This window comes from Nonomuraea sp. NPDC049141, assembly GCF_040648415.1.
Lineage (GTDB): Bacteria > Actinomycetota > Actinomycetes > Streptosporangiales > Streptosporangiaceae > Nonomuraea.
In genome coordinates this window covers 291,763-309,309 of the sequence record NZ_JBEZDR010000014.1, presented here as the reverse complement: position 1 = coordinate 309,309, position 17,547 = coordinate 291,763, and the positions used below count along the sequence as shown (strand labels likewise).

Below are 17,547 nucleotides of genomic sequence, written 5' to 3'. Positions count from 1 at the left end.
TTGCGGGAGGATGATCGTGGTACGGCTCCGCCTTGATCTCGGCTACGACGGGACGGATTTCTCCGGGTGGGCCAGGCAGCCGGGGCTGCGTACGGTCCAGGGGGAGATCGAGCAGGCGCTCGGCCGGATCCTGCGGCTCACCGAGCCGCCGGCGCTGACCGTCGCCGGGCGTACGGATGCCGGGGTGCACGCGCGCGGGCAGGTGGCGCACGTGGATCTCCCGGTGGAGGCGCTCTCCGCCCTCGACCGCAACCACCGGAGATCCGCCGTCCGCGAACCCTCGGCGACCTTCCAGCCTGCTGGCCCCACGCCTGCCGACCTGGCGTCAGCCGGCTCCGCGGCGACCGGCCCCAGGGCAATCGGCCCCGCATCGACCGGCCCCGCATCGACCGGCTCCAGGGCGACTGGCTCGGTGTCGGTGGACGCCGTAGGGGGGCTGGACGTGGATGAGCGGCTCGCTACGCTGCTGCGGCGGCTGGCTGGGGTGCTGGAGTCGGATGTGCGGGTTCATCGGGTCTCCGTGGCTCCTGAGGGCTTTGACGCGCGTTTCTCCGCGCTGTCACGCCGGTACGCGTACCGGGTGAGTGACGCGCCCGGTGGGGTGGATCCGTTGCGGCGCCGCGAGGTGGTCTGGCATAACCGCCCGCTGGACCTCGACGCGTTGAACGCGGCGGCCGGGGACCTGCTCGGTGAGCATGACTTCGCCGCCTTCTGCAAGAAGCGCGAAGGGGCCACCACGATCCGGCGGCTGCAACGGCTCGACTGGGTGCGGGAGGGCGACGGGGTATTGGTCGCCACCGTGGTCGCCGACGCGTTCTGCCACTCGATGGTGCGCTCGTTGGTCGGCTCGCTCCTGTCGGCGGCCGATGGGCGCCGGCCCATGGAGTGGCCGGGCCAGGTGCTGGCGCGGGCCGTGCGGGACTCCGGGGTGCACGTGGCGCCCGCGCACGGCCTGTGCCTGGAAGCGGTGAGCTACCCGCCGGACGCGGAACTCGCCGAGCGCGCCCTCGCGACCCGGCGCGTCCGCACGCTGGGCGATGTCCCGCCTACCACCGACCAGCAGATAGGCGATGTCCCGCCTGCCACCGACTAGCAGATCTCCGGCCTGCCACCGACTAGCAGATCTCCGGCCTGCCGCCGATCAAGGCGATCTCTGGCCCCGCCGCCGATCAAGGCGATCTTCGGCCTGCCGCCGACTGAGCCGTAGCCGTCATCGGTCAGTCGTTGGTGAGGCGGCGTTCCAGGACCTGTGAGGTCTGGTCGCGGAAGGCGCCGCTGACCTTGTCGAGTGTCTTCTCCTTGGTGCCGGGCGTGTGGCCGTCGGCGTACGTGGCGTAGCTGAAGACGATGTACCGGCCCCAGACCAGGCCCGCCGCGTAGCCGCCGGCGATCTCCACGCGTTCGCCGCCAGTGCCTTCCGCCGCGGGGAGGCCGCGGAACCAGACGTTGCGGCCGAGGTTCTTGGCCTTGTCGGCGCTCATGGCCGCCTCTTTGGTCGGCAGTACGGCGATGCCGGTCGTCACGGCGTAGCGGCGCTTGGTGTCCACATAGGTCGCCCGTACGATCCGGCTGCACTTCTGGTCGCGCAGCGCGTCGGCGAAGGGGCCGGAGGCGGCCTTCTCGCAGCTCGACGTCATGTCGGTCTTGACCTTGGAGAACACGGCGCCACCCGCTTCGATCTTCTTCTGCGGGAACGCCTCGGAGAGCGACATCTTGCGCGGATCGGTCTCTTCGGAGTTGAGGATCGAGGTGGCCGGGACGACCGGGGTCGTGGCGACGTCGGTGCTGACGATGGTCGGGGGTGCCGTCGCCGACGGCTCCTTGGCGGCCGTCGTGGCGGCGGGCGGGGGCGGCGCGCTCACCGACTTGTAGGCGAAGAAGCCGCCGGTGGCGACGCCTGCCAGAGCCAGTACGCCCAGGGTGATGAAGAGCGCCTTCCTGCCTGCCGGCTTGCCGGGCGGGCTGCCGGCGGGCGGTGTCGCCTGGAACGGCGACTGCTTGAACGGTCCTTGCCCGTAGGCGGCGGGGAGGCTCTGCGATCCCGGAGACAGTGCCACCGGGGCGGGCAGAGCGGGAGTGGGTTTCTGGCCCCATACCTCGAAGGGGAGGTCGGGGACCCGGCTCTCCTGCTCGGGTCCGCCGTGGGGGAGCGGGGGCCAGACCGGGACATCGCTGGGCTCTACCGGGTGTCCGGCGGGGGCGTTCGGATCGAATGCCGATGGAGCCGAGCCCGTGTCGAAGGCATGGGCTCGGGCGTTGGGGTCGAAGGCGCGCGCGGGAGTGGTGGGGGTGGAGGCGGCCGGGGTGGTCGCGTCGAACCCGGGCGCGGTCGTGTTCGCGTCGAAGTCAGGATCGGTGGTGTTCGCGTCGAACCCGGGTTGGGCCGCGTCCCTGGCGCCGAAGGGCCGGGCGGAGGCGCCCCTCGCGTCGAAGGGGTGGGGGGCGGTCAGGTTCGGGTCGGTCTGGAAGTCCTCGGCGTCCTCCGAGGGGTCGGCCTCTTCGTAGTCGGGTGCGGGCTCGCCGAATGTGGGGCCCTTGGTGGTGGGGCCGCCGTATACGGAGCTCTTGGCGCCGGACGGGGAGTCGCCGGATGTGGAGGTGAGAGGCGGGATGAGACCGCCCGGATAGGTGGGGGCGTCGTCCGGTGGCTCGTCCGAACTGTCCGATGGGACGTTCCAGGGAGACCTCGGGTCTGCCGCGTCGTCGGCGTCCGGCTCCACGGCGAGCTCGCCTGTGGCGGCGGGCCAGGGCGCGGGTGGGTCGGAGACCGGCGCGGGCCATACCTGCATGCCGGCGGCAGCGGCGGTGAAGGCCGGCGGTGGCTCCCAAGACGGCGCGCCGGGCACCACGGGTTCGACCGCCCAGGTGGCGGGCTCCTCCGGGACGGGCGCGGGCCACGGGCCGCTCGACGGCGACCATGGGACGCCGGACTGGCCGGGTGGTGTCTGGGGGTCCGGCTCCGGCTCCGCGACCTGCCACGAAGGCTGGGCGCCGGGCTGCGCGGGAGGCTGAGCACCGGGCAGCGCCGCGCCGGACTGCGACGCGGGTTGGGGGCCGGATGCCTGCGCGCCTGGTGCCGTGGGCTGCCGTGGCGGTCCGGAGCCGGTGGCCTGGGGGCCGCTGGGCGGTCGCGGGGAGGGGGACGGGGTGCCGGGCTGGGCGCCGAGATTGCGGGGCAGGCGGCCACGCATGGGGCGGGGCGGGCCCTGAGGGTCGGCGAACCAGTCGTACTGGGCGCCGTCGTCGCCGGCCACCTCCCACGGCTGCGCACCAGGGAAGGCCGGCAGGGCGGGCCGGTCCTCGGCCTCATCCGATGCCTGGTCCGCCGGCTGTGGTTCGAACGGTTGCCAGTCGGCCGACGCGTCGAAGGCCGATGCCCCGGTCACCGTCTGCTCGGCATCCGGCGTACCCGGGAAGGCGGGCAGCCTCTCCCCAGTGGGAACGGGGCCGAACGCCCCGCCCGGACGGGTTTCGGAGTCGTCATCGGCACGGTCATAACCGGCACCGCTATAGCCGCCGCTGTCAGAGCCGGAATCAGCGCCCGAGCCGGGTTCGGCTGGAGCCGGCGATGCTTGATGAGACCCGGGCGCCTCTTGGGACGCCCGTGACTCGGGATATTGAAGGGGCTGGCCGAAGCTCGGCGGGGGCGTCGCCGGTGCGGCCGAGCCGTCGGATTCCCTACGATCGTTCTCAGACCCAGGTTCCTGGCCACGCATAAAGGGGAGCCTAGCGAGAGTCGCGAGATCGTTATGCCGGTATGGGCGTTCCCGACTGGATCATCGATGCTATTTGAGTACTTATGAAGGGGTTTAAGCGCGTTTACGCACCCGAGTGGCCGGTCAGCGTGCGGGCGTCGAGAGCCTTGAAGACGGTGGCCTTGGTGATGTCGTCGACCGCCTGGAAGAGCTTCTTCTGCCCCTTCTTGTCGGGCTTGCTGCCGTCCTTGTTCTGGAACCAGATCATGACGGCGTAGTGGCCGTACATCCAGATCTGGGTGCCGCCGCTGCCGGAGCCCAGGTTCTTGGTGAGCGAGTCCTTGCCGGCCAGCGGCTTGACGTAGTCGGTCTTGCTGCCGACCGACCGCACCTTGGTCGCGGCCTTGGTGGAGGTGAGGTTGGCCACGCCGACCGTGCCCATCACCTTGCCGGCCTTGTCGCGGAAGGTGGCGCGGATGATCTGCGTGCACTTGCCGGACTTGAGGGCCTTCTGGATCTTGCCGCCGACAGCCCCGTCGGCGCACTTCTTGATCTTGCTGATGGTCGTCATCGTGTACGAGCGGCCGGCGACGGTGACCTTCTTGGTCGCGAAGAGCTCCTTGACCGTGAGCGGGTCGGGGTCGGTCTTGCGCTCGGACGCGTAGCTGTACTTGCCGGGCGGCGCCGACGGCAGCGGCGCGGAGGTGCGGCGGGCCGCCTCGGTCTGTGCCTGCTGGGAGTCGTCCGACCTGAACATCACCACGAGGCCTCCGACGAACACGCCGAGCACCGCGAGGCCGCCGAGCGTGAACCAGAGCGGTCCACGCGAGCGTTTGCCCTCGTCATAGGGGCTCCAGGTCGTGCTGCGCCGCACCGGCTCGGCGGCCGGCTCGGTCGGCGTCGGCGTCGGCGCCGGGGCCTTGTCCTTGTCCTTGGCTCTGCGGGAGGAACTGGCCGCGACCGGCTCGAAGGGGTTGCGGGTGCCGCCGGGTTCGGCCGTGTCACGGGCCCTGCGAGAACGGCGGGGAGTGCTCTCCGTGCTGGTGTCACGTTCGTCGGGAAAACCCATGCGGCGACATTACCGTGAAGGCGGTCATGAATAACCGAAGTCCTGGGTCCACCAAGGTCCGCCGGGACCGGCCACCACACCGACGCCGATGGACTCGATACGGCAGTTGAGGATGTTCTGGCGGTGGTCGGCGCTGTCGAGCCAGCCGCGGACCGCCTCTTCCGGCGAGGTGTAGCCGCGGCCGATGTTCTCGGCGGCGCCCATCCGGTATCCGGCGCGCTCCATCCGGTCCCACGGTGACGAGCCGTCGGGGGAGTCATGGGTGAAGCGGCCGCTCTCCGCCATCTCGATGGAGTGCGCGCGGGCCGAGCGGGTCAGCCTGGCGTCCGTCCGGAGCGGGCCGCAGCCGCGCTTGGCCCTGGCGGCGTTGGTGAGGCTGACGACCTTGGCCGCCATCGCCGGCGACACCTCGACGGTCTGCTCGCCGAGCACCCGAGTGGGGTCCTCCGCGGTGTAGCCGGGCACCGTGTTCTTGTCCGGGCGCTTGGTGGGCCGGATGCTGGCCCTGCCGCGCGGGATCCCGGTGGTGGTCTCCCTCGCGATGCGCCCGGCGTACGGCTGCGCCTTCTTGGGCTTGGGCGTGGCCTTGACCTTGGCCGCGGCGGCGGGCGGGGCCGTCTCGTTGAGATAGATGTGGTCGGCGGGATCCGCCTCGTCGGTCATCCGCCCGATCAGCACGCCCGTGAAGAGGACCGCCATGAGGCACGCGAGCACCCCCAGATGGTTCCGGCGCCGTGCGCTCCGCTGGGTTTGCCGGGTGAGAGAGTTGTGCCACATGCCGCAGTCAACGATAGAGATGTCTGGTCCTGGGAAAGAAGGGATCCCAGGGAACCGAAATCGAACCGTTCTGTGTCAGGTAGACTCGCCTTCGGGTTACCAGTCTTTTGACCAGCACCCTTAAGTGCGGGTAGCCTAATCAATCGTTGTGTGCATAGGTCCAGCGAGACCAATGCGCGGCGCGTCCGGCGTCATCTCCCATCATCAGCCCATCGGGCGGGGAGACGGAAGGTCCGGGCCGTCGTGTGCCCGCACCGACCGACCCTAGAGCTGTCGCTTCCGACAGCGCCGAAGACGCGAGCATAAGAAGGCTACGACCGTGCGCACGTACTCACCGAAGCCCGCCGACGTCCAGCGTCAGTGGTACGTCATCGACGCGACCGATGTCGTGCTGGGCCGGCTGGCCAGCCACGTCGCGATCCTGCTCCGCGGCAAGCACAAGCCGATCTTCGCCAACCATGTCGACACCGGTGACTTCGTGGTCGTCATCAACGCGGACAAGATCGCGCTCACCGGCAACAAGCGTGAGCAGAAGAAGGCTTACCGTCACTCGGGTTACCCGGGCGGTCTGCGTTCCGTCAGTTATGGCGAGCTCATGGACAAGCGGCCGGACAAGGCCGTCGAGAAGGCCGTCAAGGGCATGCTGCCGAAGAACTCCCTCGGCCGGAAGATGGCCAAGAAGCTGAAGGTCTACGCGGGGTCCGAGCACCCGCACCAGGCCCAGCAGCCGGTGCCGTTCGAGATCACCCAGATCGCCCAGTAGTTTCCGAAAGATTTAGAGGAGAACCGTGGCTGAGCCCACCGGTGTCGAGACGGCCGTCGAGGCCGAGGTGGAAGGCTTCTCCGGCGAGGAGTTCCCTTCCGAGTACACCACCGAGTCCACCGCCAGCGCTGACGCTCCCGTGCGTAAGCCCGTCACCACGGGCAACTCGTACGGAACCGGCCGCCGGAAGGAGGCGATCGCCCGCGTGCGCATCGTCCCTGGCACCGGCAAGTGGACGATCAACGGTCGTTCGCTGGACACCTACTTCCCCAACAAGGTCCACCAGCAGATCGTCAACGAGCCCTTCGTGGTGCTCGGCGCCGAGGAGGCGTTCGACGTCATCGCGCGCATCGACGGTGGCGGCGTGACCGGCCAGGCCGGCGCGCTCCGCATGGGCCTGTCCCGAGCGCTGTCGATCCTTGATGTCGATGTCAACCGAGCGCCTCTCAAGAAGGCCGGCTTCCTCACCCGTGACGCCCGCGCCACGGAGCGGAAGAAGTACGGTCTCAAGAAGGCCCGTAAGGCTCCGCAGTACAGCAAGCGCTAAATTGGCGCGCCTTTTCGGCACCGACGGGGTTCGTGGGGTCGCTGGCCGCGATCTCACGGCGGAGCTCGCCATGGACCTTTCGGTCGCGGCGGCTCACGTCCTCGGCGATGCGGGCGCGTTCACGGCCACAGGACGTCGTCCTGTGGCCGTCGTAGGCCGGGACCCGCGTGCCTCGGGGGAGTTCCTCGAGGCCGCCGTGGTCGCCGGCCTTGCGTCGTCCGGAGTGGATGTGCTGCGCCTCGGCGTGCTGCCCACCCCGGCCGTCGCCTACCTCACCGCCGCGCTCGGCGCCGACATCGGCGTCATGCTGTCGGCCTCGCACAATCCGGCGCCGGACAACGGCATCAAGTTCCTGGCCCGCGGCGGCTACAAGCTGTCCGACGCGGTCGAGGACGAGATCCAGCGCCGGCTCGGCGAGGACTGGACCTTTCCCGTCGGCTCCGCCGTGGGCCGGGTCCGCGACGCGTACGGTGAGGCCGACCGTTACATCTCCCATGTGCTGACCAGCGTCAGCGGCCGGCTCGACGGGCTCGACATCGTGGTCGACTGCGCTCACGGCGCGGCCCACATGGTCGCCCCCGAGGCGCTGGTGCGGTCCGGAGCCAGGGTGGAGGCGATCGGCGCGCGGCCCGACGGCCTCAACATCAACGCCGGCTACGGCTCCACCCACCTGCCCAAGCTGCAGCAGGTGGTCGTCTCGCGCGGCGCCGACCTCGGCATCGCCTACGACGGCGACGCCGACCGCTGCCTGGCGGTCGACCACACCGGTGCGATCCTCGACGGTGACCAGATCATGGCGATCCTCGCGGTCGACATGCACGCCGAGGGCACGCTGGCCAAGGACACCGTGGTCACGACCGTGATGTCCAACCTGGGCTTCAAGCTGGCCATGCGCGATACGGGCATCAACGTGGTGGAGACCGCGGTGGGCGACCGCTACGTGCTCGAACGCATGAAGGCCGACGGCTACAACCTCGGTGGCGAGCAGTCGGGTCACGTCATCATGCTCGACCACGCCACCACCGGAGACGGTCTGCTCACCTCGCTGCACCTGCTCTCGGTCGTGGCCAGGTCGGGCAAGTCGCTGCGTGAGCTGGCCGCGGTGATGACGCCGCTGCCGCAGATCCTGATCAACGTCAAGGACGTGGACCGGGGCAAGGCGTCGGTGCCCGAGCTCACCGAGGCCGTCGCGCTGGCGGAGAAGGAGCTGGGCGAGACCGGCAGGGTGCTGATCAGGCCCAGCGGCACCGAGCCGATGATCCGCGTGATGGTCGAGGCCTCGTCCGAGGAGCACGCCTCCGAGGTCGCGGGCCGGCTGGCCGACGTGGTGCGGGCCGCCTGCGTCTGAGGTCTTCACTGTGAGGGGCACGGCACCGCCGTGCCCCTCACGCGTATTCTGCGGCTGGTGAGCGTGACTGTGCTGATCACCGGTGGGCGGGCCCCTGTGGCGTTGGACCTGGCCAGGAAGTTCGCCAGGTCGGGCGTGCGGGTCGTGGTGGCCGAGAGTTCGCGGGCGCAGCTCTGCGCGCGGTCGGCGGCCGTGGCGGTGAGCCATCGGGTGCCGCCGCCCAACCGTGCCCCCGAGGCGTTCGCCGACGCGCTGGCCGACATCGTCAAGCTGGAGGGTGTGCGGCTGGTCGTGCCCACCTGCGAGGAGATCTTCTGGGTCGCCCGGGGGCGGAAGCGGCTGCCCTGCGAGGTGCTGGCCGAGCCGCTCGGGACGCTGCGGGCGTTGCACAGCAAGTGGGAGTTCGTCCAGCTGGCGAAGGGGTTCGGGCTGCCGGTGCCGGAGACGGTGCTGGTGACGTCGCAGGACGACCTGGTGGGGGTCCGACGGCCCTTCGTGCTAAAGCCGGTTTTTTCGCGCTTTGGTACGAAGGTGCGGGTGGTGCGGGGAAATATCGCGTTAAGGGCGGGCGAGGGGCCCTGGGTGGCTCAGGAGTTGCTCGACGGGGAGCAGATCTGCACGTACTCCGTGGCCGTCAAGGGCAGGGTGGTGGCTCATGCCGCCTACGCGGTGGAGTTCACGGCTTCCGGGGCCTGTGTCAGTTTTGAGCCGGTGGAGCATGCCGAGGTGGACGCCTGGGTGACGCGGTTCGTGGAGCGGACTGGGTTCAGCGGGCAGATCGCCTTCGACTTCATGGCCGGCGACCGGGTGGTGCCGATGGAGTGCAATCCGCGGGCCACCAGCGGGGTCCATCTTCTGGGCGACGAGCTGGCCGGGGTGTTGCTCGGTGACCTGCCGGACGAGCCGCTGCGGCCCGCGCCCGGCGCGCGGGCGATGATCGGGCTGGCGATGCTCGGCTTCGGGCTGGCCGGCGTGCGGTCCTGGCCGGAGTTGCGCCGGTGGGCGAGCGTGGTGTCGTCCACTGACGACGTGATCGCGGTGAAGGGTGATCGGGGGCCGTTCGTGGCGCAGTTCGGGGTGCTGTGGGAGAACTGGATCCGCTCGCTGTGGACGCGGCGGTCGCTGATCGAGTGTTCGACGTACGACATCGAGTGGGACGGTCGGTGAAGGCCGAGCTGTACACGAGGGATGACCTCGGCGAGCTGCCCTGGCCCGAGACCGAGGACGGCGCCTATGCGCGGGCCTACCTGGTGCCGCTGGTCGAGGGCGGGACCGAGGCGTACGTCGGCAATGTGGCCACGACCTACGGGGTCCTGCTGGTGGACGGGCGCGTGGTGCTGCCGGTGTCGGTCAACGACGGTGAGCAGGGGAACGCGTGGGTGTGCTCGCCGTACACGCATTATGTGACCTATGCCGGTGAGGAGCTGCGCGTGCTTCGTAGCGGGGTGCTGCGCGCGGTGCTGGCGGCGGCGCTGTCCGCGTTGGGGGCGCTGTGCCGGTGGGCGGAGCTGGACCGGGTGGTGCTGGTCAACAACTGGCTGCTCTCCACGAACCTCTATCCGGCGATCGAGCCCGCCCATGAGCAGGCGGCCATCCGGTTCCTGCGCGAGCGGTTCCCCGGGCACGCCGTCGGGTTCTGCTCGGTGAACCGGCGGATCGACGGCTGTGTGATGGTGCCGGGGCGGCGGATCTACCTGGTGCGGCCGGGGGAGCAGGGGGCCCGGCAGCGCAAGAAGTGGCGGCGTGATCTGCGGCTGATCGAGCGCCGGGGGTATGAGGTGGTGCGGCCGCGCGAGGATGACGCGGCTCGGGTGGTCGAGCTTTATAACCTGCTTTATCTGGATAAATACTCGCGGAACAATCCGCAGTTCACCGAGCGGTTCGTCCGCGAGACCATGCGGGCGGGGACGATCACTTACTGGGCGCTGGCCAGGGACGGGCGGATCTCCGGGGTGCTCGGCTACTTCCACCGTGACGGGACGCTGACCACGCCGATCTTCGGGTACGACACCGCGCTGCCGCAGCAGGTCGGGCTGTATCGGATGCTGAGCGCGCTGGTCTATCAGATCGCGGTGGACGAGGGGCTCGCGGTCAACGACAGTGCTGGTGCGGGGGAGTTCAAGCGGCTGCGCGGCGGGGTGCCGGAGATCGAGTACCGGGCCGTGCATGTCGGGCATCTGCCGTGGCGGCGTCGTACGGGCTGGGTGGTGCTGGCCTGGCTGCTGAACACGGTCGCGGTGCCGATCATGCGGCGTTACGAGCTTTGAGGGAGTGGGATGGGGAGCGATCTGCTGGCTCAGGTGTTCGCCGCCTGTGAGCGTACGCCGGGGGCGACGGCGATCGTGGGGGCGCGGGGGCGGGAGCTGACGTTCGGCGGGCTGCGCGAGCGGGCGCTGCGCATCCGCGACCGGCTGGTGGCCGAGGGGCTCGCGCGCGGGGACGGCGTGCTCTACGCCGTCGAGCCGTCGCCGGACGCGATCGCCGTGGCGCTGGGCGTGGTCGCCGCAGGTGGGGTGCTGGTGCTCGCCGATCCCGGTCTCGCGCCGGAGATCCTCCAGGCCCGGCTCCGGCTGGCCCGGCCGGGCTGGGTGGTGGCGGGGTCGCTGCTGTACGCCGTCACGTCGTTCGCGCCGCTGCGCGCCCTGGCCAGGCGCCGGGGCGTGCTCCTGCCCGACCTCCGCGATCCGCTGCCGGAGCTGGAGCTGCGTCACGCCTACACCGGTCGCCGGCTGCCCGGCGTGCCCAGGGACGCCGTACGCTTACGCGGCCTGAACGGACCGCTGACCGGTACCGTCACCGGCGACGTGGACGATCCGGCGGCGGTGATCTTCACCTCCGGCACCACCGCGCACCCCAGGGCCGTCGTGCACACCCGCGCGTCCCTCGCCGCCGGGCTGGAGATCTTCAGGGACCGCTTCCCCGTCGAACCCGGCGACGTCGTCCACACCGACGGCCTGATGCTGGGCCTGCCCGCGCTCATCGGCGGCGCCACCTGGTCGATGCCCGGCCAGGACAAGCTGATCTTCGAGCGCCGGGTGACCCACCTGTACTGCGTGCCCGTCGAGCTGGCCGCCCTCGTCGAGCGGGTGGAACGGCTGCCGGAGAGCCTGCGCCACCTGCTGCTCGGCTCGGCTCCCGCGCCGCCGGCCGTACTGCGGAAGGCGATCGCCGCCGCGCCGGGCGCGGAGGTGCTGAGCATCTACGCGATGACGGAGGCGCTGCCCATCGCACTGGCGAGCGCGGCGGAGAAGCTGGCCTGCGCGGAGGGAGACCTGCTCGGCGCACCGCTGCCGGGCGTCGGCGTGCGGTTCACCGAGGACCAGGAGCTGATCGTCAGCGGCCCGCACCTGGCGCGCGGCTACCTGGGCGAGCCGCCGCACGACGAGGTGGCCACCGGCGACCTGGTACGTCTGGACGGACAGGGCCGCCTCGTGTTGCTCGGCCGGAAGAAGGACATGATCCTTCGCGACGGGTTCAACATCTACCCGAGCCTGTACGAACCGGCCATCGCGGCGCTGCCCGGCGTGGCCGACGCCGCTATCGTCGGCCTGGCCGATCCGGTCACCGGCGACGAGGAGGTCGTGCTGGCGCTGGTGCCGGGCGACGGCTTCCAGGAGGCGGCCGTACGCGCCCGGCTGCCCGCGCTGGTCGACGTGGGCGCGCTGCCCGACCGGATCGCGGTGCTCGCGGACTTCCCGCGATCCAGCAGGCGCAAGCTCGACCGGGCGGCGCTGCGTGCGGCTATTCGTCGCCCGTGAGGGCGAAGACGCGCAGCCGCTGTCCCGCCCAGAGCACCGCGCCCAGCGTCACGATGATCAGCGCCGGCACGGCGAAGCCGAGCGTCACGTTGGTCTTCAGGAACGGGTTGTCGGAGATCTGGTCGGCGATCGTGTTGGCCCACTGCTGGATGGAGAACTTCTGCGCCCCCGGTACGAACGAGCCGACCAGCGTCTCCCACAGCAGCGCGTAGATGATCCCGATCGTGACCGCGTGCCGGGTGATGATGCCGAGCAGCAGGAACACCGCGGCGTAGGCGATGCCCGCGACCAGCGCGCCGAGTGCGAAGCCGACCGCGAGGTCGTCTTCGTTGCCCACCAGCAGCCAGGCCGCGAAGTACGTCGGGACCGCCGCGAACACCGCCAGCAGCGAGGCGCCCACCAGGAACTTCGTCTGCGCGATGACCGGCCGGGAGATCGGCTTGGACATCAGGTGGATGATCGTGCCGTCGTCGATCTCCGGGGCGATCACCCCGGTCCCCGCGATGAGGCCGAGCAGCGGGAGCATCGTGCCGATGGCGAACTTCTCCATCAGCAGTTCGGCCGAGTGCGGGTCGTTGGCGCCGCCGAACAGGCGCAGCATGACCGCCAGGGCGATCAGCGCCAACGGCAGCAGAAGCAGCAGGACAATCCGGCGCCTGCCTAGCAGCGCCCGGTAGGTGATCCCTGCAACGACCGTGTTCATCAGGTACTCCTGTTGATCAGGTAGGCGAACACGCTCTCCAGGTCCTCGTCGGCGGGGGAGACCTGGTGCAGGTGGATGCCTTCGGTGCGGGCGACGCGTGGCAGCAGTCGCGCGAAGCGCCGGAACTCGGTCGCCTGGACTTCCAGCCCGTCGGGGCCGAGTGCCACGCCGCCCGCCGAGCTGTCGAGCATCAGGGCGGCCGCGAGCTTCCGGTCGTCACTCGACCGGATCCTGAACAGGTGCGGCCGGTCGGTCATCAGCCGGCGGATCTCGCGGAAGTTGCCCGAGGCGGCGTGCCTGCCCGCGACCAGTACCTCGATCTGCTGGGCGACCCGCTCGACCTCTTCCAGGATGTGCGAGCTGAACAGGATCGTCTTGCCCGCCGTGCCCATCGCGCGGATCAGGTCCATCAGGTGCATCCGCTGGCGCGGGTCCATGCCGTTGAACGGCTCGTCGAGCAGCAGCACCGGCGGGTCGTGGACGAGCGCGGCGGCGACCTTCACCCGCTGGCGCATGCCCTTGGAGTAGGTCTCGACGCGGCGGTCCTTGGGCTCCTCCATCTCGACCGTGGCCAGCGCCTTGCGGGCGGCCTCGACCGGATCGGCCAGGCCGTGCAGCCTGGCGGCGGACAGAACGAACTGCCAGCCGGTGAGGAACCCGTAGACACCTTCCCGTTCAGGAACCAGGCCGATGTTCCGGTAGATGTGGTGATTTTTCCAGATCTGGGTGCCGTCCATCGTCACTGTGCCGCCCGAGGGGGCCAGGAACCCGGCCATCATGTGCAGCAGCGTCGACTTGCCCGCGCCGTTGGGACCGAGCAGGCCGGTGACGCCGGGACCGATCGTCATCGTGACGTCGTTGACCGCCACCACGTTGCCGTACCAGCGCGAGACCTGTGCGAGTTCGATGTTCATCGGGCGGCCGCCTTCCGGTAGCGCGCCGCGAGCGCCCCCAGTCCGATCGCGATGAGCACGACCACGATGATCGCCGGGGCGGGCCCCGGCGGGTAGCCGCTGCCGTCCAGCGCGTTGGACGTGGTGTTGAACAGCCACACCTGTACGGCGTCGACCAGCCAGAACGGGTGGATCAGCCAGGCCCAAGCGGCAGCCGACCGGTAGCCCGACGAATCCAGCGCGGCGAACATGATCGGGGTGGAGGCCGAGGTCAGCAGGTAGACGGCGATGATGGAGGCGACGCCGAGCCCGCGCCTGGGCGTCAGCGAGGCGATGGCCAGGCCGAACGACGACAGCAGGATCGACAGCAGCAGTGCCATGGCCATGGCCCCGAGGTATTCCTTGGTCTGCGGCGGCCCGTCGAGGTCGATGAGCAGCTCGCCCACGTAGATCAGCGTCAGCGGCACGGCGATCAGCAGGAACAGCGCCACGGTCATGGCGGTGACCTTGGCGGTCACGTACTCGGTGATCGTGACCGGACGTGACAGATACAGGGGCAGTACCCGGTGGCGCAGGTCGGGCGCGACCACCGTCGGGGCCTGCGAGGCCAGGAAGATCGCCAGGACCGTCTGCATGTAGACCGCGAAGCCGGTGTAGCTCATGCCGTGCTGCTTCAGCAGGGCCATCATCGCGATCGACACGATCGCGGGCAGCAGCATGATGAAGGCCAGGGCGAATGGCATGATCTTGCTGCGTGCCGTACGGCCGAGGCCGAAGACGCCGCGCAGGCTGTGGACGGTCAGGGCGCGCGTCGAGTAGCCGCGGCCGAGTCGCGGACCGTCGTAATGGCGGTAACCGATGTCATAGATCTCAGACATTCGCCGCCTCCTCCCTGAAGACGTCCTCGATGCGATGGCGGCCCTGCTCCAGCCGGATCAGGCAGAGGTCGAGATCGACGGTCGCGTCACGGATCGCGTCGAACGTCTCCGGACCCGTCACCTCGACCACCAGCAGGCGGCCGTGCTGGGTGGCGGAGTGGCCGAGCTCGGACAGCCGCTCGGCGAGCGGCTGCGTGCCCTCCTCGACCTCGACCGTGACGGTCTGCGTGGCCTGGGTGAACTCGGCGATCGCGGACGAGCGCAGCAGCCGGCCCGCGTCGATGACGATCACGTGGTCGCAGATCCGCTCCAGCTCGCCGAGCAGGTGCGAGGTGACGAGCACGCTGATGCCGAAGTCGGTGCCGATGCGCCTGATCAGCGACAGCATCTCGTCGCGGCCACGCGGATCGAGCCCGTTGGTCGGCTCGTCGAGGAAGATCAGCTTGGGGTCGTGCACGAGCGCCTGGGCCAGCTTGACGCGCTGCTTCATGCCGGTGGAGTAGCCGCCGATGGCGCGGTAGCGCTCCTCGGCCAGTCCCACGTGGCGCAGCACGTCGGCGGCGCGCTCTCGGGCGGCCGTGCGCGGCAGCCCGGACATCTGGGCGAGGTGGACGACCAGCTCGGTGGCGGACACGTCAGGGGGGAGACAGTCGTGCTCGGGCATGTAACCGACGAACCTGCGGATCTCGGCGCCCTGCGTGGTCACGTCGAGATCGAGCACGCGCGCGCCGCCCCCGGTCGGTGGCAGTAAGCCCAGCAGGATCTTGATCAGCGTCGACTTGCCCGCGCCGTTCGCCCCGACCAGGCCGGTGACGCCGGACCCGACGTTGACCGTCAGCTGGTCGAGTGCCGTGACGGTCGGGAAGCGTTTGGTCAGCCCCTCGGTAGCGAGGATGTGCATGATCTGGACCCTACTGGCCGGGGGTGGGGTGTGGCCTCGTTCACACGGATGAACGATGTCCTACTTGAGGCCAGAATTTCCGCTGGACCGCGAGGGTGACGGTGCCCGCGATGAGCATGCCGACGATGTTCAGCGCGAGCTGCGCGACCGACCCCGCGACCTCGTCCCAGTCACTGAGCGCCAGCGCCACGGCCACGTAGCCGGCGGCGGGGACCGTGGTGACCGAGATGAAGACGCCGATCAGGGCAGACGACTTGCCGGCCGTGATCGACAGCACCCCGGCCGCGCCCGCCAGCAGCGCCACGATGAACGACCAGCGGTCGGGCTTGACGATGAACTGGACCTCCTCGTTGACCCGCAGATTGGACAGGTCGATCCAGCCCATCCAGCGCGAGACCAGCGCGCAGGCGAACGTGATCGCGATCGCCACCGCGAATCCGATGACCAGGGTCTTGGCCGAGGTGATGATCAGATGGCCGCGGAAGCGGAGCAGGCCGAAGCAGATGGCCGCGATCGCGCCGAACTCGGGGCCGAGCACCATCGCGCCGACGATCAGGATGGGGGAGTTCTGCAGGACGCCGATGCCCGCGAGCTGCGTGGCGATCGCGAGGAAGGCCAGGTACGCCCATGTGATGCGCGACTCGGCCTGCACCTTGTGGGCGAGCTCCTCCCAGACGACCGCGTCGTCGGGGTCGCCGGGAGCCTCCTCGACGGCGTCCGCGGCCACCTTGGACAGGGCCAGGTGGATCTGCTCGACGGCGATGGACCCTTCGTCCTGCACCCACTTGAGCCTGCTGATCACCTCGTTGGCCGCCTCGCGGGCGACGTCGCAGAGGATCAGATCGCCGGCCGGCTCGCGGGCCGCGCCGGGCAGCACGGCGACGTTGGTGACGCCCGTGCACTCGTCGAGCACGGTCGTCACCTCGCCGGTACGGGCGGACGGGCAGATCAATCGCAGATGTAGCACCGGGTCATTCTTGTCGATCGGATGTTGATGATGTGTTGACAGTGGTACGCGAGGGTTTTTCGCATGAGGGAGACGTTCAGGTGCCACGACGAGGGCGAGGACTGCTGGTTCGCCGACATCGACGATCAGGGGTGCGCGGGCAGGTTCGCCGCCTACCTGTTCGAGGAGGCGTTCAGGTTCGGCGAAGCCGTACCCGCCTGACGGAGTGGTCGGCGCCTTTCTGCATGACCAGGCTGGCGCGGCCGCGCGTGGGGGCGATGTTCTCGACCAGGTTGCGCTCGTTGATGTCGCGCCAGACGTTGACCGCGAACTCCGTCGCCTCCTCGTCGGACAGGTCGGCGATGTACTTGAAGTACGACTGGGGGTCTTCGAAGGCGGTGCGGCGGAGCTTGTGGAAGCGGTCGACGTACCAGGCCCGGATGTCCTCCACCTTGGCGTCGACGTAGATCGAGAAGTCGAAGTAGTCGTTGACCGCCAGGGACGTGGGCGGGGCGGGCTGAAGCACGTTCAACCCCTCGATGATCAAGATATCCGGATTTTTCACCACTTGTTTTGCGCCAGGGACTATGTCGTATTCGAGGTGGCTGTAGACCGGGGCGTGCACCTCGGACTGCCCGGCCTTGACCTCGGCCACGAACCTGACCAGCGCCCTGCGGTCGTAGCTCTCCGGAAATCCCTTGCGGTGCATGATCCCCTTGGATTCCAGCACCGCGTTGGGGTAGAGGAAGCTGTCGGTGGTGAGCAGCTCCACGTGCGGGTGTTCCGGCCAGCGGGCCAGCAGCGTGTGCAGAAGCCGCGCCGTCGTCGATTTCCCGACCGCGACGCTGCCCGCGATGCCCAGGATGTACGGCACGCGCTGCCCCGGATGCTCGAGAAAGGCGTTCAGCACGTTACTGCGTTGTTTGGACCCGGTGAAGTGGAGATTCAGCAGCCGGGTCAAGGGGAGGTAGATGTCGGTGACCTCGGTGAGGTCGATGGGATCGTCGACGCCACGCAGCTCTTCCAGCTCTGCCGCGGTGAGAGTCAAGGGCGTGTTCTTGCGGAGTTCGCTCCACTGCTCCCTGCTCAGTTCAACGTAGCCGTTGTTCACCTTGGCAGCGTAGCGACGACGTCCAAACGCGCTCTCGACGGGTGCCAATCTTTGTCCACAGCCTGTGGATAAAGACATGGGATTACTTGGTCGCAGTTCTGGGTATGGGTGGCGGCTCCCGCCTGGGATCTCGGTGAAACGGGGCATGCGGCGATTTG

At 69.5% G+C, this 17,547-nt stretch carries 17 protein-coding genes; 8 read left to right on the top strand and 9 right to left on the bottom strand.

Annotated elements, in window-relative coordinates; genetic code table 11:
- Positions 1-16: 16 nt before the first annotated feature.
- Complete coding sequence (locus AB0B91_RS38290) at positions 17-1,093, top strand: tRNA pseudouridine synthase A (protein WP_358330659.1); 1,077 nt, start codon at positions 17-19, stop codon at positions 1,091-1,093.
- Between the two features lie 124 nt (positions 1,094-1,217).
- On the opposite strand, the gene AB0B91_RS38285 is transcribed toward AB0B91_RS38290, so the two are convergent.
- The 3 genes from AB0B91_RS38285 to AB0B91_RS38275 all read right to left on the bottom strand — a co-directional run bounded on the left by AB0B91_RS38285 (position 1,218) and on the right by AB0B91_RS38275 (position 5,463).
- Positions 1,218-3,386, bottom strand: coding sequence for a hypothetical protein (locus tag AB0B91_RS38285; RefSeq protein WP_358330602.1), 2,169 nt, complete (start codon positions 3,384-3,386; stop codon positions 1,218-1,220).
- 433 nt (positions 3,387-3,819) lie between these two features.
- Positions 3,820-4,764: a hypothetical protein gene (locus tag AB0B91_RS38280; protein WP_358330599.1), complete on the bottom strand. Its 945-nt coding sequence runs from the start codon at positions 4,762-4,764 to the stop codon at positions 3,820-3,822.
- Between the two features lie 24 nt (positions 4,765-4,788).
- Complete coding sequence (locus AB0B91_RS38275; protein ID WP_358330596.1) at positions 4,789-5,463, bottom strand: CAP domain-containing protein; 675 nt, start codon at positions 5,461-5,463, stop codon at positions 4,789-4,791.
- A gap of 397 nt (positions 5,464-5,860) precedes the next feature.
- On the opposite strand from AB0B91_RS38275, the gene rplM reads away from it, so the two are divergent.
- Genes rplM through AB0B91_RS38245 form a run of 6 tightly spaced genes read left to right on the top strand, consistent with a single transcriptional unit; the run spans position 5,861 to position 11,957 of the window.
- A complete protein-coding gene (gene rplM, locus AB0B91_RS38270) occupies positions 5,861-6,304 on the top strand; it encodes a 50S ribosomal protein L13 (RefSeq protein WP_219531477.1) in 444 nt (147 codons plus the stop codon).
- Positions 6,305-6,329: 25 nt separating this feature from the next.
- On the top strand, positions 6,330-6,851 hold the full coding sequence (gene rpsI, locus AB0B91_RS38265; RefSeq protein WP_358330593.1) for a 30S ribosomal protein S9: 522 nt from the start codon (positions 6,330-6,332) through the stop codon (positions 6,849-6,851).
- Between the two features lies 1 nt (position 6,852).
- Positions 6,853-8,199, top strand: a complete 1,347-nt coding sequence (gene glmM, locus AB0B91_RS38260) for a phosphoglucosamine mutase (RefSeq protein WP_358330590.1) — start codon at positions 6,853-6,855, stop codon at positions 8,197-8,199.
- A gap of 57 nt (positions 8,200-8,256) precedes the next feature.
- The gene (locus AB0B91_RS38255) at positions 8,257-9,366 is read left to right on the top strand and encodes an ATP-grasp domain-containing protein (RefSeq protein WP_358330587.1); all 1,110 of its coding nucleotides are present in this window, start codon (positions 8,257-8,259) and stop codon (positions 9,364-9,366) included.
- The gene (locus tag AB0B91_RS38250; RefSeq protein ID WP_358330584.1) at positions 9,363-10,466 is read left to right on the top strand and encodes a GNAT family N-acetyltransferase; all 1,104 of its coding nucleotides are present in this window, start codon (positions 9,363-9,365) and stop codon (positions 10,464-10,466) included. Before AB0B91_RS38255 ends, AB0B91_RS38250 begins: the two co-directional genes overlap by 4 nt.
- 9 nt (positions 10,467-10,475) lie before the next feature.
- Positions 10,476-11,957 (top strand): class I adenylate-forming enzyme family protein, encoded by a 1,482-nt coding sequence (locus tag AB0B91_RS38245; protein ID WP_358330581.1) that lies wholly within the window; start codon positions 10,476-10,478, stop codon positions 11,955-11,957.
- Here the strand turns inward: AB0B91_RS38245 and AB0B91_RS38240 are convergent.
- Genes AB0B91_RS38240 through AB0B91_RS38220 form a run of 5 tightly spaced genes read right to left on the bottom strand, consistent with a single transcriptional unit; the run spans position 11,941 to position 16,299 of the window.
- The gene (locus tag AB0B91_RS38240) at positions 11,941-12,660 is read right to left on the bottom strand and encodes an ABC transporter permease subunit (protein WP_358330578.1); all 720 of its coding nucleotides are present in this window, start codon (positions 12,658-12,660) and stop codon (positions 11,941-11,943) included. The two genes, AB0B91_RS38245 and AB0B91_RS38240, sit on opposite strands and share 17 nt — an antisense overlap.
- Positions 12,660-13,574 (bottom strand): ABC transporter ATP-binding protein, encoded by a 915-nt coding sequence (locus AB0B91_RS38235; RefSeq protein ID WP_358330575.1) that lies wholly within the window; start codon positions 13,572-13,574, stop codon positions 12,660-12,662. The genes AB0B91_RS38240 and AB0B91_RS38235 overlap by 1 nt, the downstream gene beginning before the upstream one ends.
- Positions 13,571-14,431, bottom strand: coding sequence for an ABC transporter permease (locus AB0B91_RS38230; RefSeq protein ID WP_358330572.1), 861 nt, complete (start codon positions 14,429-14,431; stop codon positions 13,571-13,573). The genes AB0B91_RS38235 and AB0B91_RS38230 overlap by 4 nt, the downstream gene beginning before the upstream one ends.
- Positions 14,424-15,332 carry an ABC transporter ATP-binding protein gene (locus AB0B91_RS38225; protein ID WP_358330570.1) on the bottom strand — a complete coding sequence of 303 codons (909 nt, stop codon included), beginning with the start codon at positions 15,330-15,332 and terminating at the stop codon, positions 14,424-14,426. Before AB0B91_RS38225 ends, AB0B91_RS38230 begins: the two co-directional genes overlap by 8 nt.
- Positions 15,333-15,372: 40 nt before the next feature.
- Positions 15,373-16,299: a DUF389 domain-containing protein gene (locus AB0B91_RS38220; RefSeq protein ID WP_358330567.1), complete on the bottom strand. Its 927-nt coding sequence runs from the start codon at positions 16,297-16,299 to the stop codon at positions 15,373-15,375.
- Positions 16,300-16,362: 63 nt separating this feature from the next.
- On the opposite strand from AB0B91_RS38220, the gene AB0B91_RS38215 reads away from it, so the two are divergent.
- Entirely contained in the window at positions 16,363-16,500 is a 138-nt protein-coding gene (locus AB0B91_RS38215; RefSeq protein ID WP_219531460.1) for a hypothetical protein, read from the top strand.
- Here AB0B91_RS38215 and coaA read toward each other — a convergent pair.
- A complete protein-coding gene (gene coaA / locus AB0B91_RS38210; RefSeq protein ID WP_358330564.1) occupies positions 16,472-17,389 on the bottom strand; it encodes a type I pantothenate kinase in 918 nt (305 codons plus the stop codon). The two genes, AB0B91_RS38215 and coaA, sit on opposite strands and share 29 nt — an antisense overlap.
- Between the last annotated feature and the right edge of the window lie 158 nt (positions 17,390-17,547).